17 protein-coding genes and 1 pseudogene are annotated in these 24,008 nt (G+C 73.2%); 15 read left to right on the top strand and 3 right to left on the bottom strand.

What is annotated here, in order from left to right:
* Window positions 1–37 precede the first annotated feature (37 nt).
* A complete protein-coding gene (locus OG349_RS12075; RefSeq protein WP_327234605.1) occupies window positions 38–256 on the bottom strand; it encodes a hypothetical protein in 219 nt (72 codons plus the stop codon).
* Between the two features lie 146 nt (window positions 257–402).
* Between OG349_RS12075 and OG349_RS12070 the strand changes: the two genes are divergently transcribed.
* The 12 genes and pseudogenes from OG349_RS12070 (at window position 403) to moeZ (ending at window position 13,353) form a co-directional block, all read left to right on the top strand.
* Window positions 403–1,362, top strand: a complete 960-nt coding sequence (locus tag OG349_RS12070) for an alpha/beta fold hydrolase (protein WP_327234604.1) — start codon at window positions 403–405, stop codon at window positions 1,360–1,362.
* A gap of 7 nt (window positions 1,363–1,369) precedes the next feature.
* The gene (locus OG349_RS12065; RefSeq protein WP_327234603.1) at window positions 1,370–2,698 is read left to right on the top strand and encodes a DUF3152 domain-containing protein; all 1,329 of its coding nucleotides are present in this window, start codon (window positions 1,370–1,372) and stop codon (window positions 2,696–2,698) included.
* A gap of 81 nt (window positions 2,699–2,779) precedes the next feature.
* On the top strand, window positions 2,780–2,878 hold the full coding sequence (locus OG349_RS12060; protein WP_327234602.1) for an Ms4533A family Cys-rich leader peptide: 99 nt from the start codon (window positions 2,780–2,782) through the stop codon (window positions 2,876–2,878).
* Between the two features lie 205 nt (window positions 2,879–3,083).
* Window positions 3,084–4,817, top strand: coding sequence for an ABC transporter substrate-binding protein (locus OG349_RS12055; RefSeq protein ID WP_327234601.1), 1,734 nt, complete (start codon window positions 3,084–3,086; stop codon window positions 4,815–4,817).
* On the top strand, window positions 4,814–5,836 hold the full coding sequence (locus OG349_RS12050) for an ABC transporter permease (RefSeq protein ID WP_442806239.1): 1,023 nt from the start codon (window positions 4,814–4,816) through the stop codon (window positions 5,834–5,836). Before OG349_RS12055 ends, OG349_RS12050 begins: the two co-directional genes overlap by 4 nt.
* The gene (locus tag OG349_RS12045) at window positions 5,833–6,822 is read left to right on the top strand and encodes an ABC transporter permease (protein ID WP_327234600.1); all 990 of its coding nucleotides are present in this window, start codon (window positions 5,833–5,835) and stop codon (window positions 6,820–6,822) included. The genes OG349_RS12050 and OG349_RS12045 overlap by 4 nt, the downstream gene beginning before the upstream one ends.
* A complete protein-coding gene (locus OG349_RS12040) occupies window positions 6,819–8,528 on the top strand; it encodes an ABC transporter ATP-binding protein (protein WP_327234599.1) in 1,710 nt (569 codons plus the stop codon). The genes OG349_RS12045 and OG349_RS12040 overlap by 4 nt, the downstream gene beginning before the upstream one ends.
* Before the next feature lie 189 nt (window positions 8,529–8,717).
* Window positions 8,718–8,978, top strand: a pseudogene (locus OG349_RS12035) (DUF3492 domain-containing protein); the annotation flags it as partial.
* 64 nt (window positions 8,979–9,042) lie between these two features.
* Window positions 9,043–10,128, top strand: a complete 1,086-nt coding sequence (locus tag OG349_RS12030) for a hypothetical protein (RefSeq protein WP_327234598.1) — start codon at window positions 9,043–9,045, stop codon at window positions 10,126–10,128.
* A gap of 180 nt (window positions 10,129–10,308) precedes the next feature.
* The gene (locus OG349_RS12025; RefSeq protein WP_327234597.1) at window positions 10,309–11,283 is read left to right on the top strand and encodes an NAD-dependent epimerase/dehydratase family protein; all 975 of its coding nucleotides are present in this window, start codon (window positions 10,309–10,311) and stop codon (window positions 11,281–11,283) included.
* The gene (locus tag OG349_RS12020; protein ID WP_327234596.1) at window positions 11,271–12,104 is read left to right on the top strand and encodes a spherulation-specific family 4 protein; all 834 of its coding nucleotides are present in this window, start codon (window positions 11,271–11,273) and stop codon (window positions 12,102–12,104) included. The genes OG349_RS12025 and OG349_RS12020 overlap by 13 nt, the downstream gene beginning before the upstream one ends.
* 70 nt (window positions 12,105–12,174) lie before the next feature.
* On the top strand, window positions 12,175–13,353 hold the full coding sequence (moeZ, locus tag OG349_RS12015; RefSeq protein WP_327234595.1) for an adenylyltransferase/sulfurtransferase MoeZ: 1,179 nt from the start codon (window positions 12,175–12,177) through the stop codon (window positions 13,351–13,353).
* Window positions 13,354–13,439: 86 nt separating this feature from the next.
* Here the strand turns inward: moeZ and OG349_RS12010 are convergent, their stop codons facing one another.
* On the bottom strand, window positions 13,440–15,032 hold the full coding sequence (locus OG349_RS12010; protein ID WP_327234594.1) for an alpha/beta hydrolase: 1,593 nt from the start codon (window positions 15,030–15,032) through the stop codon (window positions 13,440–13,442).
* 179 nt (window positions 15,033–15,211) lie between these two features.
* On the opposite strand from OG349_RS12010, the gene OG349_RS12005 reads away from it, so the two are divergent.
* Complete coding sequence (locus tag OG349_RS12005; protein ID WP_327234593.1) at window positions 15,212–15,655, top strand: SRPBCC family protein; 444 nt, start codon at window positions 15,212–15,214, stop codon at window positions 15,653–15,655.
* 52 nt (window positions 15,656–15,707) lie between these two features.
* Here OG349_RS12005 and OG349_RS12000 read toward each other — a convergent pair whose 3' ends face one another.
* On the bottom strand, window positions 15,708–18,323 hold the full coding sequence (locus tag OG349_RS12000) for a lysylphosphatidylglycerol synthase transmembrane domain-containing protein (protein WP_327234592.1): 2,616 nt from the start codon (window positions 18,321–18,323) through the stop codon (window positions 15,708–15,710).
* A gap of 791 nt (window positions 18,324–19,114) precedes the next feature.
* On the opposite strand from OG349_RS12000, the gene OG349_RS11995 reads away from it, so the two are divergent.
* Both OG349_RS11995 and OG349_RS11990 read left to right on the top strand, forming a co-directional pair.
* A complete protein-coding gene (locus OG349_RS11995) occupies window positions 19,115–19,531 on the top strand; it encodes an MGMT family protein (RefSeq protein ID WP_327234591.1) in 417 nt (138 codons plus the stop codon).
* Between the two features lie 317 nt (window positions 19,532–19,848).
* Window positions 19,849–23,940, top strand: coding sequence for a UvrD-helicase domain-containing protein (locus OG349_RS11990; protein WP_327234590.1), 4,092 nt, complete (start codon window positions 19,849–19,851; stop codon window positions 23,938–23,940).
* The last annotated feature ends 68 nt before the right edge of the window (window positions 23,941–24,008 follow it).

Genomic DNA, 24,008 nt, shown 5'->3' with positions numbered 1-24,008 from the left:
GTGTGGTGCGGAAGCACAATTTCACGGACCGGACGGCTCAGCGGTATTCGTCCTCGTCGAGGGTCACCGCCCTCGCCTGTTCCGCGGCGTCACCCTCGTCGGCCTCCGCCGGGTCGGCGCCGAGCGGCCCGTCAGAGGCCTCGTCCTCGTCGGGGCGCACGTCCGCGCGCTGTTCCGCGGCGTCGTCCTCCGGCGTCTCGGTGCCGATCTCGTCGGTCTCGCCGGTCTCGTCCCGGTCCGTGGGGTCGGCCGTCATCACTGCCCTTTCTCTCCGCGTAGGAAAGGGACGGGGGCGCGAAGGCCCCTTCCTCCGAGAGTAGGAGCAGGGGCCGCGCGGCGCCATGGGGGACTGTGACGGCGAACACACGAATCCGCGCGTGATCGTCTCGTAACATTGCCCGCATGTCTTCGACCGAGCTGCCGGAATCCCTTGCCGCCGCCGTGGCTCCACGGGTCAGCGCCGTACGGATCAGGCAGGGGGAGCGGCTGCGCCCGGTGGTGCTTCCCGGGCTCACCCTGACCGTACGGTCCCGGCCCGCGACGCACACCGGAGCACCGCCCGCGCTCTACGTCCACGGACTCGGCGGCTCGTCGGAGAACTGGTCCGCGCTGATGCCGCTCCTGGAGGGCGTGGTGGACGGCGAGGCCGTCGACCTGCCCGGCTTCGGGGACTCGCCGCCGCCGGACGACGGCAACTACTCGATCACCGGCCAGGCCCGCGCGGTGGTCCGGCTGCTGGACGCGGGCCGGCGCGGGCCCGTGCACCTCTTCGGCAACTCCCTCGGCGGCGCGATCGCGACCCGTGTGGCCGCTGCCCGCCCCGATCTCGTCCGGACGCTCACGCTGATCTCACCGGCGCTGCCCGAGCTGCGGATCCAGCGCAGCGCCGTCCCCACCGCGCTGGTGGCCCTCCCCGGCATGACGGCGCTCTTCGGGCGGCTGACCCGGGGCTGGACGGCGGAGGAGCGCACCCGGGGACTGCTGGCCCTCTGTTACGGCGACCCGTCGCTCGTCACCGACGAGGAACTGGCCAACGCGGTCAAGGAGATGGAGCGCAGGCTCGAACTGCCCTATTTCTGGGACGTGATGGCCCGCTCGGCGCGCAGTATCGTGAACGAGTACACCCTCGGTGGTCAACACGGTCTGTGGCGGCAGGCCGAACGGGTCCTGGCGCCGACCCTGCTCGTGTACGGGGGCCGGGATCAGCTCGTTTCGTACCGTATGGCCCGCAAGGCGTCGGCCGCGTTCCGTGATTCACGGCTCCTGACGCTCCCCGAGGCCGGGCATGTTGCCATGATGGAGTACCCCGAGCAGGTCGCGCAGGCCTGCCGGGACCTCATCGACGACCATCACAGGAGCTGACCGGGGCGTGGGACGACACAGTCGCAAAGGCTCCGTTCCGCAGGGCTCGCGGAACAGAGGCGGCCAGGTGCCCGGCGCACCGGCCGCCGACCCCCCGGCCGCCGGACCCGACGGCTCGGAGGGCGGCAGGCCGCGCTCCGGCGGCGCCGCCGGGCCCGAGCAGCACCGGGGCGCGCCGGACGCCACCGCCGCGCCCGGCGGACCACGGGTGCGCGGCGGGCATCCCGAACAGCGTGAGCCCGGCGGCGGTTGGGGCTCCCCGCAGCGGTACGGCGACCGGCCGGGCGTCGAGATGCCCACGGGCCGTACGCGCTCCGGCGCCGGGACGGCGTCGCGGGTCCCGGGCCCCCGGCGGGAGTTCGTCGACGCGTTCGACGGCTTCGACGCGTTCGACACCACCGGCTCGCTCCGTACGGTCTCGGGACCGGGCACGGCGCCCGGCTTCGGCCCCGCGCCCTGCGACCTCGACGGCCCGCCCGCCCCTGCGGCCGACGCGGCGCAGCACACCGCCCGGGGCGGAAAGGGCCGCGCCCTCACCGGCATCGCGGCCGCGGCGGTGACCACCGTCCTCGCCGTCGTCGTGGCCGGACAGGTCGCCGACGGCGGCACCCGCGAGGTGAGCGCCAAGGCGTCCGGCGGTACGGACCGGGGCACCGCGGACGACCTCACCTCCCGCTCGGAGGGCCGGCCCACCCCGGCCGGGGAGGCGGCGCCGAAGCGGGTCGTGGCGCCCCTCACGTACGCGCAGCTGATGACCCAGCAGTTCCCCCTCGACCCGAAGCTCAAGGCGTCCGGCGACTTCAGTGCCGTACGGGGCCTCGACAAGGGTCCTGGCAAGGGCCAGAAGTTCCGCTACCGGGTCGACGTGGAGAAGGGACTCGGCCTGGACTCGGCGCTGTTCGCCGAGGCCGTGCAGAAGACGCTCAACGACGACCGGAGCTGGGCGCACAACGGCGCCATGACCTTCGAGCGGATCTCCCAGGGCGATCCCGACTTCGTGATCACCCTGGCCAGCCCGGGGACCACCGCGGTCTGGTGCGCCAAGTCCGGCCTCGACACCACCGTCGACAACGTGTCCTGCGACTCGGCCTCCACCGACCGCGTCATGATCAACGCGTTCCGCTGGGCGCGGGGTTCGGAGACGTACGGCGACCGGGCGATGTTCGCGTACCGGCAGATGCTCATCAACCACGAGGTGGGGCACCGGCTCGGGCACAGCCATGTGAGCTGCCGCACGCCGGGGACCCTCGCGCCCGTCATGCAGCAACAGACCAAGTCCCTGAACGTGGAGGGGATCAGGTGCAAGCCGAACCCCTGGGTGTATCCGACACGTTGAGCAGGCATCGAGATCAGTGGGTGAGACAGCCGTCTCAAATCACATTGACATCCGGACGCGGGGTCGTTCATATTTCTCGGCATGTCTCCCCGCCGCACCGCCACTTCTGGTCATGCCGCCATTGAGCTCGCGCTCATCGGCGTGACCGCGCTGTGCGTGGCGGACATTCTCTGTCGCTGACGCCTGCCCTCGCGCGCGCCGGCCTTCCCGCCGTCGTTCACCGCACTGGGCGTACTCCGTCCGTACGCAGGCGCGGCCAGCCGGTTCACTCTCCCCACCTCGGTCACTGCTGCCTGCCTCCGGCCGGAGGGCGATCCCCGCCGTCCGATCTCCTGGCACCACCCCAACCCCCCTGCCTGTGCAGCACACCGAGAGGCTTCTTCCCATGCGTCAACCGTCCGTCATTTCCCGCCGCGTGGCAGTGGCAGCCGTCACCCTGGCCATGGCCGCGGGCGCCGCCGCCTGCGGTCCCGAGGACAACGATGCCAAGGGCGACGGCGGCGCGGCCTCGGCCTCCGGCAAGCCGCAGAAGGGCGGGACGCTCTCGGTGCTCAACAACGAGCCGCAGACCGACTTCGACCCGGCGCGCCTCTACACGTCCGGCGGCGGCAACGTCCCCTCGCTCGTCTTCCGTACGCTCACCACCCGCAACCGGGAGAACGGCGCCGAGGGCAACAAGGTCGTCCCCGACCTCGCCACCGACACCGGCCGGCCCAACGCGGACGCCACCGAGTGGACGTACACCCTCAAGGACGGGCTGAAGTTCGAGGACGGCTCCCCGATCACCAGCGCCGACATCAAGTACGGCATCGAGCGCTCCTTCGCGGCCGAACTGTCCGGCGGCGCCCCGTACCTGCGCGACTGGCTCATCGGCGGGTCCACGTACGAGGGCCCGTACAAGGACAAGAAGGGCCTCGCCTCGATCGAGACGCCCGACGCGAAGACCATCGTCTTCAAGCTGGACAAGCCCGAGGGCGACTTCCCGTTCCTCGCCACCGCCACGCAGTTCGCGCCGGTGCCGAAGGCCAAGGACACCGGGACGAAGTACGAGGAGAAGCCCGTCTCCTCCGGCCCGTACAAGGTCGTCAAGAACGAGGGCGACGGCGAGCACCTCGTCCTGGAGCGCAACCCGAACTGGTCGGAGGCGACCGACGACGAGCGGCACGCCTACCCGGACAGGATCGACGTGAAGGCGGGCCTCGACGCGGCCGTCATCAACCAGCGCCTGTCCACCAGCACGGGCGCCGACGCCGCCGCGATCACCACGGACACCAACCTCGGACCGGCCGAGCTGGCCCAGGTCGGCAGCGACAAGAACCTCGCCTCGCGTGTCGGCACCGGTCACTTCGGGTACACCAACTACCTCGCCTTCAACCCGAAGGTGAAGCCGTTCGACAACCCCAAGGTGCGCCAGGCCATCTCGTACGCGATCAACCGCACCAGCGTCGTCAACGCGGCAGGCGGCTCCGCGCTCGCCGAGCCCGCGACGACCTTCCTGCCCAACCAGCCGGCCTTCGGCTACACGCCGTACGACCCGTTCCCGGCGGGGAAGACCGGTGACCCGGTCAAGGCCAAGGAGGTGCTGAAGGAGGCCGGTTACCCGAAGGGGCTGACCATCACCCTCACGCACTCCACCGAGCAGAACCGCGAGACGAGCCCCGAGGTCGCCACCGCCGTCCAGGAGGCGCTCAAGAAGGCCGGCATCACCGTCAAGCTCGAAGGCCTGGAGAACAATGCCTTCGGCGAGGCCCGCAAGACCGTCTCCAAGGAGCCCGGCTTCTTCCTCTCCCGCTGGGGAGCCGACTGGCCGTCCGGCGGTCCCTTCCTCGCCCCGATCTTCGACGGCCGCCAGATCGTCAAGGACGGCGCGGGCAACTTCAACCACGCGCAGCTGAACGACCCCGCGGTCAACAAGGAGATCGACGAGATCAACAAGCTGACCGACCCGGCCGCCGCCGCGAAGCGCTGGGGCGCCCTCGACAAGAAGATCGGCGAGCAGGCGCTCGACGTCCCCCTCTTCCACCCCGTGTACAAGCGGTTGGTCGGCAAGGACGTCAAGAACGTCGTCATCAGTGACTGGACCGGTGTCCTCGACATCTCGCAGGTCTCCGTCAAGTGACTGCCGCTGATCTCCTGACGTCCGAGGCGGCGACTCCCGTCGCCGCCTCGGGCGGGCGCCAGGTGTGGCGACGGCTGCGCTCCCGCCCCTCGGCGGTCGTCGCGGCCGTCGTCCTCGTCCTGCTGGTGGTCCTGGCGCTCGCCGCGCCGCTGCTCGCCGCGCTGGAGGGCCAGGACGCCAACACGTACCACGACAGCCTGATCGACTCCGCGCGCGGCGGGGTGCCGACCGGCTCCTTCGGCGGGGTGAGCGCCGACCACTGGCTCGGTGTCGAACCCGGCACCGGGCGCGACCTGTTCGTACGGATGCTGTACGGCGCCCGCGTCTCCCTGCTCGTCGCCCTCGGCGCCACCGTGGTCCAGCTCGCCATCGGGGTGGCCGTCGGCCTCGCGGCAGGCCTCGGCAACCGCTTCCTCGACACCTTCCTCAGCCGCGTCACCGACGTGATGGTCGCGCTGCCGTTCCTGGTCATGGGCATCGCCCTGACGGCCGTGGTCCCCTCCGAGTTCCCCCGCTCGCTGCTGCTGATCCTGATCATCGGCCTGCTCAACTGGGGCGGTACGTCGCGGATCGTGCGGGCCCAGACCCTCAGCCTCAAAGAACTCGACTTCGTCGCCGCGGCCCGCCTCGGCGGCTCCGGCAAGCTGCGGGTGGCCCGGCGCGAACTGCTGCCGTCGCTCGCCGCGCCCGTCATCACGTACGCGTCGATCCTGCTGCCCTCGAACATCGTGACCGAGGCCTCGCTGTCCTTCCTCGGTGTCGGCGTCACACCGCCGACACCGTCCTGGGGACAGATGCTGTCGGGCGCGCAGACGTGGTTCCGCGCCGACCCCATGTACGTGCTGCTGCCCTCCGGGGTGCTGTTCGTGACCGTCCTCGCCTTCACCGTGCTCGGCGACGCGGTCCGCACCGCGCTCGACCCGCGCGAGGCCAGCCGGCTGCGGATCGGCCGCTCGCGCAAGGGCGCGGCCCGTACCCCCCGTACCGCACGCGAGACGCCCGAGGGAACGGCCTCATGACGCGCTACCTGCTCAAACGGCTCGGCGGCGCGCTGCTCGTCCTGCTCGTCCTGTCCGTCGTGATCTACGCGCTCTTCTACGTGGCCCCGGGCGACCCGGCCCGGCTCGCCTGCGGGGAGCGCTGCTCGCCGCAGCAGGTCGCGCAGGTCAGGGAACAGCTCAAACTGACCGACCCGGTGTGGTTGCAGTACGCCCACTTCATCCAGGGCGTCTTCGCCGGCCGGGACTACTCGACCGGTACGGCCACGCTGCACTGCGACGCCCCCTGCCTCGGCTTCTCGTACCAGACCGACCAGCAGGTCACCCAGCTGATCGTCCAGCGGCTCCCCGCGACCGCCTCCCTCGCGTTCGGCGCGATGGTGGTGTGGCTGGTCATCGGGGTCGGCACCGGGCTGCTCTCCGCGCTGCGGCGCGGGGGCGTCACCGAGCGGGTCCTGACCCTGTTCACCCTCGCGGGCACCAGCACCCCCGTCTTCATCCTCGGGCTGCTGATCCTGATGGTGGTCTGCGCGTACCTCCAGTGGCTGCCGTTCCCGTCGTACGTGCCGCTCACCGAGGACCCCGAGCAGTGGGCGTGGAACATGCTCCTGCCGTGGTTCACCCTCGGTCTCTTCGAGAGCGCCAAGTACGCGCGGCTGACGCGCAGTTCGACTCTGGAGACGCTCGCCGAGGACCACATCCGCACCTTCCGCGCGTACGGCGTGGGGGAGCGGGCGGTCGTCGGGAAGCACGCGCTGCGGGGCGCCGTCCCGCCGGTCATCGCGCTCAACGCGCTCGATGTCGGTACGGTCCTCGGCGGCGCGGTGCTCACCGAATCGCTCTTCGGCATTCCCGGCATCGGCAAGACGCTGATCGACGCCGTGAAGGTGATCGACCTGCCGGTGGTGGTCGGGGTGGTCCTGGTGATCGGGACCGCCGTTGTCCTGGCGAACGTGCTCGCCGATCTGCTGTACGCCGTGGCCGACCGGAGGGTGGTGCTCCAGTGAGCGAGCGACTGGTGGTGGTGCAAGGACTCACCGTCGATTTCACGACGGGGGAGGAGTCGGTACGGGCCGTGGACGGCTTGTCCTTCTCGCTCGACGCGGGCCGGGCGATCGGCCTGGTCGGGGAGTCCGGCAGCGGCAAGAGCACCGTGGCCGCCGCGCTGCTCGGCCTGCACCGGGGGACCGGCGCGGAGGTCGGCGGCACGGTCCTGGTCGACGGTACGGACGTGACCACGGCCTCCGACCGCGAACTGCGGGCGCTGCGCGGGGCGGTGGCGGCGATGGTCTTCCAGGACCCGCTGTCGTCCCTGGACCCGTACTACGCGGTCGGCGACCAGATCGCCGAGGTCTACCGCGTGCACACGGACGCCTCGCGCAAGGCGGCGCGGGCGCGGGCCGTCGAGGTGCTCGACCGGGTCGGCATCCCGGACGCGGCACGGCGGTCCCGGTCCCGGCCGCACGAGTTCAGCGGCGGGATGCGGCAACGCGCGCTCATCGCGATGGCGTTGGCGTGCGAACCCCGGCTCCTCATCGCGGACGAGCCGACAACGGCCCTGGACGTCACCGTCCAGGCCCAGATCCTGGACCTGCTGCACGACCTGCGCCGCGAGACGGGCATGGGCCTGCTGCTGGTGACGCACGACGTGGGGGTGGCGGCGGAGAGCGTGGACGAGGTGTTGGTGATGCGCCACGGCCGCCAGGTCGAGACAGGCACGGTGACGGAGGTCCTGGGCGCCCCGAGGGAGGCGTACACGCGGGCGCTGCTGGCGGCGGTCCCGAGGGTGGACTCAGCTCTGACGAGAGCCCGCACCGGGCCAATTCCAGCCCGTCCGGCGATTGAGGACGGAACCGCCCAGCGCGTGGCCGCGCACGACAGCGACACCGTCCTCCTGGAGGCCGTCGACCTCCGCCGGGAGTTCAAGCGCGGCCGCACGACCGTCACCGCCGTGGACGGCGTCAGCCTCACCGTCCGCCCCGGCGAAACCCTCGGCATCGTAGGCGAGAGCGGCAGCGGCAAAACCACCCTGGGCCGCATGCTCGTCCGCCTCCTCGACCCCACTGCCGGACAACTCCGCTACCGCGACACCGACATCGGCACCCTGTCCGAGAAGGAGCTGCGCCCCTACCGGCGCGAACTCCAGATGGTCTTCCAGGACCCCGTCTCCTCGCTCAATCCGCGCAGGTCCATCGGCGAATCCGTCGCCGACCCGCTGCGGGCCGCCGGCGTGCTCGACCAGGCGCGGACCGTCGCGCGCGTACGGGAGTTGCTGGAGCGCGTCGGGCTCGACCCCGACCGGTACGACCGCTACCCGCACGAGTTCAGCGGCGGTCAGCGCCAACGCGTCGGCATCGCCCGGGCCCTCGCCGCCGAACCCCGGCTGATCGTCTGTGACGAGCCCGTCTCCGCGCTCGACGTGACGACCCAGGCCCAGGTCACCGCCCTGCTCGCCGAACTCCAGCGGGAGCTGGGCCTCGCGCTGGTCTTCATCGCCCACGACCTCGCCGTCGTCCGGCACGTCAGCGACCGGGTCGCGGTCATGCGGGCGGGCCGGATCGTCGAACAGGGCACGGTCGACGAGGTGTACGGGGCGCCTTCCGACCCGTACACCCGCCAACTGCTCGCCGCCGTACCCGCGCTCGATCCCGCGGTCGCCGCCGAGCGCAGGGCGGCCCGCACCGGGCTCCGCAAGGACGTGGCCGCAGCCTGACGGTGCGTGACGTAAGCGCACCGTAGCGCGACGGAACGCCACCGGTGCGGGAAAGTTACGTGGATTCACCCCTTCTGGTGGTGCGACGGACAACCGTCCGTCGCGCCACCGCCATGTCCGCTTACGGTCGTCCCGCTGCGAGTCGCCGATCAACGGCGGCCGCTCACAAGGGAGATCGGGGGTGTCCTCGTGCGGATCGGACTGCTCACGGACGGTGGCTGTCCGTATGCGACGGGTGAGTCCGGGCTGTGGTGCGACCGGCTCGTGCGCGGGCTCGCGCGGCACGAGTTCGACCCCTACGCGCTGAGCCGCGGCGCCCGGCAGGCGGCGAGCGACTGGATCCCACCGCCGCCCCAAGCCCGCCGCGTGCGCACCGCGCCGCTCTGGGGCCCGGCGGACGACGGCCGTACGTACGGACACCGTGACCGCCGCCGGTTCGCCGCGCACTTCGTCCCCGGGCGCCGGGCCACGTCCTGCGAACCGGTCGGCGCCCGCGCGGGAGCCGGAGGCCGCCATGTCTGACCACGCCCCCCGCACGCCCTCCGCCCCGGCGCGCACGCCCTTCACCCCCGCCCACGCGACCCCGCCCGCGCACCGCCACACGCCCCCGCCGACGGCCTCCCGCGCGACGGCCTCCAGCCCGCGGAGCCCCCGGCCGACGGCTCCCCTGTCGACGGCCCCTCTGACGGGCTCCGTACCGGCCGGCGAGGCGCGCATAGCCCCGCCCGCCATGACGGCGGGCCCCCTCGCCCCGGCCGCCGGGCCCGCGGCCGTCGTCTTCACGCCGCTCGTCACCGGCGGAACCGGCAGGGCCGTACGGCAGCCCGCCGCGCGGTTCCGGCACCGTGACGTTTTCTCGCTCGCCGAGGAGCTGTACGCCCGCGCCCCGCGCGGGACCGCGCGCCCGGCGCGCACCGCCGACGCCCGCGCAGAGCGGGCGGGGCGCACCGGACGCGGCGGCTGGACCCTCCTGGTCCTCCTCCCCGGCGCAGGCCTCTCCGTCCCCTGGCCCGCGCCCCTCGGCCCGCTCGCCGCCCGGTGCGCCCACCCCTTCTCCGTACGGGCGCTGCGCGGACTCCACCACGGCCAGGGCCTCGCCGACTTCACCGCCCGCGTACGCCCCCTGCTGCTCACGCGCGTAGGCCGCCTGTACGTCGTGGTCCTGGCCGGGCTTGATGGTGCCCGGCCGGGCACGCTTGACGGTGCTCGTCCCGGCCGCGCTGATCGCGCTCCGTCGCGGGCGCGGGGGCGGGAAAATCAAGCCCGTCCGGCGGTCGAGGACACCCCCGGCGACCGGGGCGCGCCCGCGCACGCCGTAGCCGTCGGCACGCTCCTGCTCCTCGCCCGGCTGCTCACCGTCCACGGCTTCCCCGGCCCCGCCGCCACCGGCCTGGTCACCGCCTGCGCCGTCGAGGCCCTGGCCCGCGCGTCCGTGCTCGCGGGCCGCCTCCCCGGCGCCGACCAGCTCGCCGTACCGGTCGCCGATCTCGCCCAGGCGTGGGGCCCGGGCGCCGTGCCCGCCCTCGCCTGCGGCGGCGCCGCGCCGGGGCCGCCCGCCCACGCCGCCCCCGTACTCACCCGGGCCCCGGCCCACACCTGAGGAGCCACCCCCGTACCACCCCGGTACGCCCCATGACCGCACCACTCCCGCACGCCCCTACGAGCACCACCCCCGTACGCCCCCTAAGGAGACGACCCACATGACCCCGCACTCTCCAGCCCCAGCTCCGGCGCCCGCGCCGGTTCGTCGCCCCCGTCGGCACAGAGGGGCGGTCGCGCGATGAGGGTCCTGCTGCTCGGTGCCAACGGTTTCCTCGGCCGCTTCGTGGCCGACCGGCTGCTCGCCGACCCCGCCGTGCATCTCACCGCACTCGGCCGGGGCGACGACGCCGACGTACGGTTCGACCTCGCCGGCGGCAGCCCCGGCGCGCTCACCCGCTTCCTGGACGCCGTCCACCCCGGGGTGGTCATCAACTGCGCCGGCGCCACCCGCGGCGGCGCCCGCGAACTGGTCCGCCACAACACCGTCGCCATCGCCACCGTCTGCGAGGCGCTACGCCGCAGCGGCTGCGGCGCGCGCCTCGTCCAGCTCGGCTGCGCGTCCGAGTACGGGCCCTCCCCCCAGGGCTCGTCGACCGCCGAGGACGCCGTGGCCCGGCCGGGCGGCCCGTACGGCGTGAGCAAGCTCGCCGCGTCCGAACTCGTCCTCGGCTCCGGCCTCGACGCCGTCGTCCTGCGGGTCTTCTCGCCCGTCGGCCCCGGCACCCCCGCGGGCTCCCCGCTCGGCCGCCTCGCGGAGGCCATGCGCCGCGCCATGCAGTCCGGCGACGGCGAGCTGAAACTCGCCGGCCTCGGCGTGCAGCGGGACTTCGTGGACGTACGGGACGTGGCGCGCGCGGTCCACGCCGCCTCCCTCTCCGCCGCGCAGGGCGTCGTCAACATCGGCACCGGCCGCGCCGTGAAGCTGCGCGACGCCGCCGCCGTCCTGGCCAGGGTCGCGGGTTACGCGGGCGCCCTGCACGAACTGGACGCGCCCGGCGGCCCGGTCCGCACCGGTCACGCCGCCCTCGGCGCGCAGCGCGGTGAACCGCTCGTGGAACACCTGGGCATCGGGCCCTCCCCGTACCCCGACGGCTGCGGCAACTGGCAGCAGGCGGACGTGCGCACCGCCCGCGACCGGCTCGGCTGGCGTCCCCGGATCAATCTGGAGGAGTCCCTCGCGGACATCTGGATGGAGGCGGCGTGCCGTATCTGACCACCACCGGCGGCCGCCTCTCCGCCACCGGGGCGGACCGCCTCGGCCTCGGTGTCCCCGGATACGCGCACCCGCTGCTCGCCCCCGCCGAGTGGGCCGGGCTGGCCCGCCCGGGCACCCCCCTGCACTGGGCCGTCCTCAACGTCGCGGACGGCCCGGGCTCCCGCCCCGACCCGCACTGCCTGGAGGCCGCGGGCCGCCTCGGCGACGCGGGCGTGCGGGTGCTCGGTCATCTCGACCTGGCGTACGGGGAGCGGTCGTTCGGCGAGATCATCGCCGAGGCACAGGACTACACCGACTGGTACCGGGTCGGGGGCTTCTACCTGGACCGGTGTCCGTCGAACGGGTCGGACCTGACCGACGTACGGCTGACGACGGCCACGCTGGAGGTGGTGCTGGAGAGCGGCCCCGGGGGGTTCGGTGACGGCGGGTCGGTCGACGGCGGGTCGGCCGGCGGTGGGTCGGTCTACGGTGGGTCCGGCGGCGGGCACATCGTCCTGGCCCACGGGACCCACCCGCACCCCGGGTACGCCGAGATCGCGGACCAACTGGTCACGTTCTCCGGCCCCTGGGACCGGTACCGCTGGTCACAGGCGGCCGAGTGGACCGCCGACCACCCGCCGGAGCGGTTCGTCCATCTCGTCCACGGCGTCCCGCGCACCCATCTCGACGAGGCGATGCGCGTCGCCCGCTGGCAGGGCGCGGGCACGGTCTTCTTCACCGACCGGGGTGACAGGACGGGAGAGAACAACCCCTTTGCGACGTTGCCCGGCTACTGGGACGAAATCGTCTCGCGAGTCGGACCAGGTATCTCGGAATGAGCCGGGCCGTGGCAGTGTTAAAGGGAAGATTCCTTATTGAATGACCGACCAACCCCATGTTGAGGTCCCTGTGTCGCTGCCCCCCCTGGTCGAGCCCGCTGCCGAGCTCACCGTCGACGAGGTCCGCAGGTACTCCCGTCATCTGATCATCCCGGACGTCGGGATGGACGGGCAGAAGCGGCTGAAGAACGCGAAGGTGCTGTGTGTGGGGGCCGGTGGCCTCGGCTCGCCGGCCCTGATGTACCTGGCGGCGGCCGGTGTCGGCACGCTCGGCATCGTGGAGTTCGACGAGGTCGACGAGTCGAACCTCCAGCGCCAGATCATCCATAGCCAGGCCGACATCGGCCGGTCCAAGGCGCAGTCCGCCCGTGACTCCGTCCTCGGGATCAACCCCTATGTGAAGGTCGTCCTCCACGAAGAGCGGCTCGAAGCCGAGAACGTGATGGAGATCTTCTCGCAGTACGACCTGATCGTGGACGGCACGGACAACTTCGCCACCCGCTATCTCGTCAACGACGCCTGCGTGCTGCTGAACAAGCCGTACGTGTGGGGTTCGATCTACCGCTTCGACGGCCAGGCGAGCGTCTTCTGGTCCGAGCACGGCCCGTGCTACCGCTGCCTCTACCCGGAGCCCCCGCCCCCCGGCATGGTCCCCTCCTGCGCCGAGGGCGGCGTGCTGGGCGTGCTCTGCGCGTCCATCGGGTCCATCCAGGTGACCGAGGCGATCAAGGTGCTCACGGGCGTCGGCGAGTCGCTCGTGGGGCGGCTGATGATCTACGACGCCCTGGAGATGCAGTACCGCCAGGTCAAGGTCCGCAAGGACCCGGACTGCGCGGTCTGCGGCGAGAACCCGACCGTCACCGAGCTGATCGACTACGAGGCCTTCTGCGGCGTCGTGTCCGAGGAGGCCCAGGAGGCGGCGGCCGGCTCGACCATCACTCCCAAGCAGCTCAAGGAGTGGATGGACGACGGCGAGAACATCGAGGTCATCGACGTACGGGAGCCGAACGAGTACGAGATCGTCTCGATCCCCGGCGCCAAGCTGATCCCGAAGAACGAGTTCCTCATGGGGACGGCCCTGGCGGGCCTGCCGCAGGACAAGAAGATCGTCCTGCACTGCAAGACGGGTGTCCGCAGCGCCGAGGTGCTGGCCGTGCTCAAGGCGGCGGGCTTCTCGGACGCGGTGCACGTGGGCGGCGGGGTCATCGGCTGGGTCAACACGATCGAGCCGGAGAAGCCGGTCTACTAGGCCGTCTCGTAGGACCAGGACGTCGGCTGTACGACGGTGGGGCGGGCCCGGACGCGGCCCGCCCCACCGTCGTACCCGGCCGCCTCCTAGGAACAGACCGTGCCCGCCGCCGGCACCTTCCCGTTCAGCAGGAAGCCGTTCACCGCCTTCTGGACGCAGGCGTTGCCGCTGTTGTACGCGCCGTGGCCCTGCCCCTTGTACGTGATCTCCACGCCGACGCCCTTGCCGAGCGCGTCGACCATCGCCCTGGCCCCCGCGTACGGGGTGGCGGGGTCGCCGGTGTTGCCGATGACCAGGATCGGCGCGGCGCCCGGCGCGCTGACGTCCGGGTGGGGCCACTGCCCCGGCACCGGCCAGCGCGAGCAGGACATCATGCCCCAGCCGAGGAAGTCCCCGAAGACGGGCGACGCCTTCCGGAACTCCGGGAGCCTCGCCTTGGTCTGCTCCAGGGTGTAACGGTCCTTCGAGTCGACGCAGTTGATCGCCGCGTTCGCCGCCTGGAGATTGCTGTACCGGCCTTGCTGGTCGCGGCCGTTCATCGAGTCGGACAGGGCCAGCAGCAGGGCGCCGCTGCCCGCGTCCGCCTCGTCGAGCCCCTGCTCCAGCAGGGGCCAGAACTCCTGCGAGTAGAGGGTCTGTGCGATGCCGTTGGTGGCCTCGGTCTGGGTCAGCTTCCTGGGGCCGATCCCGGCGATGGGCTTCTTGTCGAGCTGCCCGAGCAGCCCGGTGATGAACGCCTCGATCTCCTTCGGGGTGGTTCCCGGCAGCTTGCAGGCGCTGCCCCGCGACACACAGTCCTTGGCGAAGTTGTCCAGTGCGAGCTGGAAGCCCCGCGCCTGGCCCAGCGAGCCCTGTTCGGAGTCCTGGCTCGGATCGACCACCGCGTCGAAGACCGTCCTGCCGACGGACTTCGGGAACTGGTGGGCGTACACGCCGCCCAGTTCGGTGCCGTACGAGATCCCGAAGTAGTTCAGCTTCTTGTCGCCGAGGACCTGGCGCATCATCTCCATGTCCCGCGCGGCGTTGGTCGTACCCACGTGGGGGAGTGCCTGGCCCGAGTTCTTCTCGCAGGCGGAGGCGTAGGCCGTGAGGTTCTTGGTGAAGGTCTTCTCCTCCGCCGTGGTGTCGGGGGTGGCGTCCTGCGCGTAGAACGTGTCGAGCTGCTTGTCGCTCTCGCACTCCACGCCGTCGCTGCGGCCCACCCCGCGCGGGTCGAAGCTGACCAGGTCGTACCGGCCGCGCAGGGTCTCGTAGTCCGGCGCGAAGGACGGCAGGGCGGTGATCCCGGAGCCGCCGGGGCCGCCGAAGTTGAAGACGAGCGAGCCGATCCGCTTGCTCCTGTCGCGGGCCTCGGCGCGGATCAGGGCCAGCGCGATGGTGTCGCCGTCCGGCTTCGCGTAGTCGAGTGGCACGTCCATGGACGCGCACTGCCACCGCACGCCCCCGGGGAGCGGCGAGGGGGCCGTACCGCCGCCCTGCGCGGCCGTGGGCGCCTTGCACGCCGTCCAGTCCAGCCGCTGGGAGGCGAGGCCCTTGGGCCTGTTCCGGTCGCCGCCGTCCCCGCTGACGGGGCCCGCGCCGGCGGACCCCCCGCTGTCGGAGCATCCGGTGACGGCCAGGAGGGCGGCGGCGGTGACAGCGGCGAGCGGCGCGGTGCGCCGGGCGGAGGGGGTCGGCATGGATCCATCCTGCGCCGGGTCCCGCCGGGGCGCCCGGGGCCACGGGCCAAGCGGGTGGCGGCCGGGCGGGTGGCGGGCCGGGCGGGTGGCGGCCGGGGCGTACACCGGACCGATGAGTTTCGGCGCCCGTCCCGGTCTGCACCGATACCACCTCACAAGAGCGAGACATGGAGCCTGAGATGACCAAGGAACAGACGACCGCCGACGGTTTCTCCTACACGCTGGAGCGCGTCCTGGAGGCGCCCGTGCCGGCGGTGTGGAGCGCCTGGACCACCGCGGAGGCCTACGCGCAGTGGTCCTACGCCGCCCCCGGGTCCGTGGAGATGGACGTGCGGCCGGGCGGGACGTGGAAGTCGACGGTGGTGACCCCGGACGGCGGCCAGTTCCCGCTGACCGGCTCGTACGCCGAGGTCGAGGTGAACCGGCGTCTGGTCACCGGCATGGACGTGCCCGGGAAGGACGAGCAGACGCTCATGACCGTCGAACTCGCCGAGGAGAGCGCCGCCGGGACCCACATCACGGTGACCCAGACGTGCGACACCGCCGAACAGCGCGACATGGCCGAGCAGGGCACCACGATGCTCCTGGACAGCCTGACGGCCTTCCTGAAGACCGTGAACTGACCGCCCCCACCCCACTCCGAACGCCGAGCGGCCGGGCGGGCGCGGACACTGCCTAGAGCGCTCCCTTGCGCGTCAGGTGGTTGAACGACACCCAGCCCGGCAGCACCGGCAGCCACAGCGTCATCAGGCGGAACAGCAGCACCGCCGGTGCCGCGACCTCCTTGGGCAGGCCGACCGCCAGCAGACCCAGCGTCAGCGCGCCCTCCACGGCGCCGACACCGCCGGGCGTCGGCGCCGCCGAGCCCAGCGCGTTGCCGGCCAGGAAGACGACGGCGATGCTCGCGTAACTGAGCTGCTGGTTGCCGTTGTCGAACGCCCGGATCGACGCGTCCAGGCACATCACGAACGTGCCGGTCAGCAGCAGCATCCCGCCGATGCCCGTGAGCAGCTTCATCGGCTGCTGGAGCACGTCGAGCATGCGCGGCACGACCCCCGCGAACAGCGACCGCAGCCGGGTCACCACGAACTTCCGCAGGAACGGGATCGCCGTCACGACCAGCACCAGCACCGCGACCGTGAGCAGGCCCGCGATCACCGTCCTGGACGGGGTCAGCGAGGCTGTCTTCTCCGTACCGGTGAGATAACCGAACGAGAGCAGCAGCACGATGTGCGCGCCGAGCCCGAAGAGCTGCGAGGCGCCCACACTCGCCACGGCGAGCCCCGGCCGGACGCCCGACCGTTGCAGGAAGCGGGTGTTCAGCGCGACCCCGCCGACCGCCGCCGGGGCGACGATCTTGACGAAGGACCCGGCGACCTGTGCCTCGACGGTCCGTTTGAACGACACCCGCTCCGGTACGAAGCCCAACAGGCTCATCGAGGCGGCGACGTAACTGAGCGCCGAGAACGCCGCCGCGGCGGCCACCCAGCCCCAGTGCGCCTCGCCGACGACCGTGCCGAAGTCGACCTGCGTGATCTGCGTGAGCAGGAAGTACGCGGCGACCGCGCCGGCGATGAAGCTGAGCAGCGTCCGGGGCTTGATCCGTTCCAGGCGTACCGGCTCGACCGGCGCCTGCGGCCTGATCAGCAGCACCTGCTGGCGGATCTGGGAGAGCAGGTCCTCCTCGCGCGCCTCGTCGAGCGCGTCGTCTATGGCGCGCTTCTCCGCCTGCTTCTCGGCCCGCAGGGACTTCCGTACGGCCCGCCGGGGACCCTCGCCGTCGGCGGCGGCCGCACGGGCCGGGCCCTCGGCCGTGTGCCCCGCGTGTGCCGCGTCGTCGGCGGAGTGGGGTCCCGCGTGTGTTTCCTCCAGCCGGGCGCGTTTGTTCGCCTCGGATGCCTTGAGCACCGCGTCCCGCTCGCGCTGCGAGCGCTCGCGCGCGAGCCTGCGCAGCGTCGCGCGTGTGGAGCGGCTCAGGGCGATCGGCTGGAGCAGCGGCAGGCTGTCCGCGATCGCGTCGGGGCCCAGCACCTCGACCCCGGCCGCGACGGAGCGCTCCGCGCCGACCCGCAGCCCCATGGTCGTGAGCAGCTGTGCGGTGTCCATCCGCAGGACGACGTCGCCCGCCGCGATCTCGCCGCCGCGCAGCTCGGTGAGGACGACCCTGCCGGAGCGATCCACCACCAGGGCGTCGCCGGTGAGCCTGCGGTGTGCGATGCGGCGCGACTGGAGGGCGCTGACCTGGCTCCAGGCGCTGCGCATCAGCTCGTCGGTGATCTCGTCGTCGGCGAGCGCGTCCAAGGACCGGCCGCCGAGGTGCTCGTACACGAGCATGACGGCGTCGGGGCCCAGCTCGGAGGTGGCGATGAGCTTGGGGGCGTTGGCGCCGGCGGCGATGGCCGCGTACGCGAGCAGGGCTTCCTGTTCGAGGGCCTGGCGCAGGGAGGGGATGGATCTGCGGGTGGTGATGGAGCGCAGGGTCAGCTGGCGCCACACGCGGTAGAAGAAGCCCTGCGCCTGCTGTTCGCGGTCCACGACCGTGACGTCGAGCGGGGGACCGTCCTCCAGGGGCACGAAGTAGCGGCGGCCCCGGTCGCCCTGCTCGGCGGAGTCGGGCACGTCCTCGGCTCGCATGGCGCTGATCGGGCGGAAACCCACCCGGCGCAGACCCGCCATCAGCGTCTGCCCGGTGGGGCGGACGTTGGGCGAGCCGACGGTGTAGAGCGTGCCGTACGCGACGGTCCAGCCGATCAGGACGGTGAGGATGATCGAGAACGGGGTGGTGTACCCGGCGACCAGCATGGCGAAGGCGTCGAGCAGCAGCACCACCCACAGGACGACCCGCCAGCGGGGTCTGCGGGCCATCCCGACGGCCGTCATGTAGGCGATGACGGGGGCGAGATAGCCGTGTACGGGGTCGGTGAGCCCGGCGCCCAGCTGGGGTCTGGTCAGCGCCTCCTGGATGGAGTCGGGCGCGGACCGGGCGACCCAGAGGTCGGTGGCGAGGGTGACGCCGTGCGCGAGGACGGCGGCGAGGACGCCGTCGGCGATGCGCAGTCCGTCGCGTTTGATCAGCCGCTCGATGGCGAAGGCGACCGGGACGAGGAGGACGGCGATGGAGGACGCCAGGCCGGCCAGTTTGACCATGAGGTCGGGGGCCTGGCCCGTGCCCTTGCTGATGTCCTGTTCGAGGCCGGCGGTGGTGCCGTGGGCGAAGGCGGAGAGGCCGATGACCAGGCCGATGGCGAGCAGGCCGATCAGCAGGCGGAGCAGGTCGGAGGGGCGGTGCACGCGGGCGGCGAGGAGCGGTTCGTCGCCGGAGAGGCGGTCGACGCGGGTGGCGCCGCCGGAGGTGTCGTCGCAGGCCTCGTCGGCGTCGGCGTCGGCGTCGGTGTCGGAGCCGGAGCCGGGGTCCGTTTTGGCGTCCGAGCGGGTGGCTCCGGTGTGCTCGCCGCGGGACGTGGGGAAGCCGGACGGGTCGGACTGGTCGGAGGGGTTCGACGGCGCCGGTGATCCGTGGGAAGCGGGGGGTTCGTCGGGCGTGACGGGCTGACGGGGCGTGACGGGCTCGTGGGACGGCTCGGGCCGGGACCCTGAGCCGGCACCTGACCCTGTACTCGACCCCGCACTTGACCCTGGACCTGACCCCGTACCGGACTCTCCACCAGCCCTGCCACCGGACCCCGTACCGGACCCTCCGCCGGATCCGGAGCGCGCGCCGGGACCCGGCCCGGAGTGTGCCCTCGCGCGGCCGTCGTCGGAGGACCGTCCCGGCCGCGGCCCGGTGGACGCGTCGGGGCGCGACTCAGCCCCTGAAGTGTCCGCCGCCGCAGGTGGCTGCACGCCCTGCCCCTCCGCCGAGTCCGTCTCTTCTTGATCTCGTATCACCAGTCACCGCCCGCATGATGGTGGCACGAGCGGCCGACAGACGGGGGCATCAGGGTGCATTGCGGGGGCGTGGAGTGTGCGAGATACGTCCCTTTGCGTGTGTATGCACACACGGTGACCGAACGAATGCGCTGGGGCGCGAGGGGGTGACGGGGGCGGGCGGGTTGTCGGTGGGGTGCGGCAGGATGGGTCGGATGAGGCACGAGGAGCGGGACAAGCCGGACACGGGGGTGTCCGGGGAGGGACCGGAGCCGGGAGACCTGCCCGCGTACGCGGAGCGGGTGCTGGAGGTCGCCGAGCTGGTCCCGGCCGGCCGGGTGATGACGTACGGCGATGTCGCGGAATGGCTCGGCGAGGGCGGCCCGCGCCAGGTCGGCCGGGTGCTGGCGCTGTACGGCGGCGCTGTGCCGTGGTGGCGTGTCGTCCGTGCGGACGGGGTGCTGCTGCCGGGCCACGAACTGCGGGCCATGGACCACTACCGCGACGAGGGCACCCCGCTGCGCGAGGCCCCGCGCAGCGCCGAGGGCCATCTGCCGCGCCTCGACATGAGACGGGCCCGATGGGACGGCGGGGCTGCTGACGCGGACGCCGGCGACGGGGCTCATATATGACAGCTTCCGCCATTCGGCCGCGCCGCGGGGGATCCGGCGGCGGCGCGGGGGACCGGACGGAGTACGGAGCTGCGCCGGGGCGGGCGTACGGCGGTATCGCGCGCCGCCCCTGGTACGGACCGGAGCGCCCGCGTCCCCGGCCGGGGACGGCGTAGCGTCGGCGCGGTCCGGGCGTCCCGTCCTGCCCCGTACTGCCACGACTCTCCCCGGCTCCCGTACGCTCCCCACTTCCGACTCCACCTCCACCTTCACCTCCGACTCCAGCTCCAACTCCGACTCCAGCTCCAGCGGCACCCTCTCCAGGACCGGCGATCCACGTGAGTTCCTCCTCCCCCTCCACCGGGCGTACCCCGCACCGTCGGGTACGGCAGCGGACTCCTGGCGCGTACCGACTGGTCCGTACCGCGCCCGCGCCGGTGGACCCCCCTGTGCTGGACGCGGCGCAGCGCGCGGTGGTTGACCACGGCGCCGGGCCGCTGCTGGTGCTGGCGGGTCCTGGAACGGGCAAGACGACGACGCTCGTGGAGTCGGTGGCGGCGCGGGTCGAGCGGGGCGCGGATCCGGAGCGGATGCTGGTGCTCACGTTCAGCCGCAAGGCGGCGGTGGAGCTGCGCGACCGTACGGCGGTACGGCTCGGCGGCACACGCGGGCCGCAGGCGACCACGTTCCACTCCTTCTGTTACGCGCTGATCCGCGCCCACCAGGAGGCCGAGCTGTTCACGGAACCGCTGCGGCTGCTGTCGGGGCCCGAGCAGGACGTGGCCGTACGGGACCTGCTGGCGGGTCAGCTCGACCTGGAGCGGGAGGGGCGGTCGCACGTCCGGTGGCCGGACGAGCTGCGGGCCTGCCTGACCACACGCGGCTTCGCCGACGAGGTACGGGCGGTGCTGGCCCGCAGCCGTGAACTGGGCCTGGGCCCGGACGCGCTGGCGGCGTTCGCGCGCCGTACCGGCCGGCCTGACTGGTCGGCGGCGGCGTCCTTCCTCGCCGAGTACCTGGACGTCCTGGACATGCAGGGGGTCCTCGACTACGCGGAACTGGTCCACCGGGCCGTGCTGCTGGCGTCCCGTCCCGAGGTGGCGGAGCAGCTGGCGGGGCGGTACGACGTGGTGTTCGTGGACGAGTACCAGGACACGGACCCGGCGCAGGTGCGGCTGTTGGAGGCGCTGGCGGGGCAGGGGCGCACGCTGGTCGCCTTCGGCGACCCCGACCAGTCGATCTACGCGTTCCGCGGCGCGGACGTGAACGGCATCCTGGATTTCCCGTACACGTTCCCCGGCCAGGACGGCCGCCCGGCCCGGGTGGAGGTCCTGACGACGTCCCGCCGCTCCGGCGACGGGCTCCTGGCCGCGACGCGGCTGCTGACGCGCCGGATGCCGCTGCCCCGGCTCCCGGCGGAGAAGATCCGGGCGCACCGCGAACTGGCGGCGGTCCGGGAGGGCGGCCGGGTCGAGACGTACACGTACCCGACGGCCTCCACGGAACTGGAGAACGTCGCGGACATCCTGCGCCGCGCCCACTTGGAGGACGGCGTCCCCTGGTCGGACATGGCGGTCCTGGTCCGCGCGGGCGGTCGCACGATCCCCTCGATCCGCCGCGCCCTGACCTCGGCGGGCGTCCCCCTGGACGTGGACGGCGACGACGTCCCCCTCCGCCACGAACCGGCGGTGTCCCCCCTCCTGACGGCCCTGAGAGCGGTCGCGGAGGCGGCGACGCACCCTCCGGCCCCGACCCTGCTGCCGGTGCCGGGGGCGCCCGGCAAGGACACACGGAGCGAGGCCGAAGAGGCCGCCGGGCTGTCACCGGAGGCGTCGGTCGTCGGCGCGGAGGCGCCGGGCGATGCGACCGGCCGTGGGCGGGCATCGTCCTTGGACGAAGTGGGCTTTGGGCTGTCGGCGGAGGCGGCCAGCGCGGACGGGCGGGACGAGGCGGCCGGTTCCGGCCGGGCGCTCTCCGAGGACGATCCCGCCCCCGGGCGCCCGGAGGCGTCCCCGCCCGGCAGGGCGGGCGGACCGGCCCCGCGCGGCCGGGCACGGGCCGTCGTTGCGGGGGCGGGCGGGGCGTCCCCGTCCCCTGAGGGCACAGAGGACGGGGCGGCCGGCCTTGGGGGGGCGCGGTCCGTGCTTGAGGCAGACCCCGCAGGGTCGACCGGGGCGTCCGCGTCCCCCGAGGGTGCGCGGGGCGGGGCAGCCGACCTTGGCCGGGCACGGCCCGTCGCGGTGCCGACCGAGGCGCCCGCGTCCCGCGAGGGCGCGCAGGACGGGGCCGCCGGCCCTGGGGGGCAGGGGCTCTCCGTGGATGGGACCGACTCCGTGCCGCCCACGGGTGGGCCCGGCATCGTGCCGTTCGGCGATGGTGTGGCGGTACATGTGCCGGCCGGTGCCGCCACGGTCGGTGCGGACGCGTCGGGTGGGCTCGGGCCGTCCGGGGTGCGGGACGGGCTCGGAGGTGCGGGGGGCGACGGCCCGGACGGACCTGGGGGCCCCGAGGCGGGGAGCGTCGGCGATTCCCGTCCCCCGGAGGGGGACGGCGCCGGGTGGCTCGGGGTGGAGACCGCGCTCTCGTTGCTCGCCTCGCCCCTCGGTGGGATGGACACCGCCGATCTGCGGCGGCTCGGGCGGGCGTTGCGGGACGAGGAGCGTGCCGCCGGGAACCGGCTGCCGCCGGGCTCCGACACGCTGCTCGCCCTCGCGCTCGCGCAGCCCGAGCGGCTCGTCGCGCACGACCCGGCGTACGCCAGGGGCGCGCAGCGCCTCGGTGCGCTGCTGCGCAAGGCGCGTGAGCTGCTCGAAGGCGGCGGCACCGCCGAAGAGGCCCTCTGGGAGCTGTGGGACGGCACCCCGTGGCCGGGACGGCTGGAGCGGGCCGCCCTGCGCGGCGGCGCGGCCGGCCGCAACGCCGACCGCGACCTCGACGCGGTCTGCGCCCTCTTCGACGCCGCCGCCCGCGCCGAGGAACGCACCGGCGGCCGGGGCGCGCTCAACTTCCTCGAAGAGCTGGACGCCCAGGACATCGCCGCCGACACCCTCAGCCGCCGCGCCGTACGCCCCGACGCCGTACGGCTCATGACGGCGCACCGCTCGAAGGGCCTGGAGTGGCGGCTCGTGGTCGTCGCGGGCGTACAGGAGGGCCTCTGGCCCGATCTGCGGCGCCGCGGTTCCCTCCTGGAGGCCGACAGGATCGGCCGCGACGGACTCGCCGAACCACTCAGTCCCGGCGCCCTTCTTACGGAGGAGCGCCGCCTGTTCTACGTGGCCGCCACCCGCGCCCGCGAACGCCTCGTCGTCACCGCCGTCAAGGCGCCCGCCGACGACGGCGACCAGCCCTCCCGCTTCCTCGCCGAACTGGGCGTCGAACCCCGCGACGTCACCGGCCGCCCCCGCCGCCCCCTCGCCGTCGCCCCGCTCGTCGCCGAACTGCGCGCCACCACCGTCGACCCGGAGGCGACCCCCGCCCTGCGCGACGCCGCCGCCCGCCGCCTCGCCCGGCTCGCCGCGCTGACCGACGAGGACGGCCACGCCCTCGTCCCCGCCGCGCACCCGCACAGCTGGTGGGGGCTGTACGAGCCGACCCGCAGCACGGTCCCGCTGCGCGACAGGGACCACCCCGTCGCGCTCTCCGGCAGCACCCTCGACCAGCTGGAGAACACCTGCGCCCTCCAGTGGTTCCTGGGCCGCGAGGTGAAGGCGGACGCCCCCGCCACCGCCGCTCAGGGCTTCGGCAACGTCGTGCACGTCCTGGCCGACGAGGTGGCCTCCGGCCGTACCCCCGCCGACCTCGCCGTCCTCATGGAGCGCCTGGACTCCGTGTGGGACGGACTCGCCTTCGACGCCCCCTGGAAGTCCACGCAGGAGAAAGAGCACGCGCGCGTGGCGCTCGAACGCTTCCTGCGCTGGCACGTGACGGACCGGGGCGGCCGTACCGCCACCGCCACCGAGCACGGCTTTGACGTCACCCTCGAAGCGGGTCCGTACGAAGTACGGATCAGGGGCTCCATGGACCGCGTCGAGCGGGACGCGGAAGGCCGCGCGTACGTCGTCGACTTCAAGACCGGCAAAGCCGCGCCCACCAAGGACGAGGTGGCCCACCACCCGCAGCTCGCGGTCTACCAGCTCGCGGTCCGCGAGGGCGCCCTGGACGAGGTCTTCGACGGCCGCCGCCCCGAGCCGGGCGGCGCCGAACTCGTCCAACTGCGCCAGGCCGCGCCCAAGAAGGAGGGCGGGGAGGACTTCCCCAAGGTCCAGGCCCAGGAGCCACTGGCGGGCGAGTGGGTCGGCGACCTCCTCGCCTCCGCCGCCGGCCGCGTGCTGGACGAACGCTTCACCCCGGCCACCGGCCAGCACTGCGCGCACTGCGCGTTCCGCGCGTCGTGCAGTGCGCAGCCGGAGGGCCGCCAGATCGTGGAGTGAGGCGCCGGGGACGGCGCCGGCGCGGGCATCCCAGCGCCCAACACGCCCGCCCCCCGGCGTTGTCAGTG

It is taken from the genome of Streptomyces sp. NBC_01317 (assembly GCF_035961655.1).
Classification (GTDB): domain Bacteria; phylum Actinomycetota; class Actinomycetes; order Streptomycetales; family Streptomycetaceae; genus Streptomyces.
Note: the sequence above shows the minus strand (reverse complement) of the source record. Positions and strands in the feature narration are given on the sequence as shown.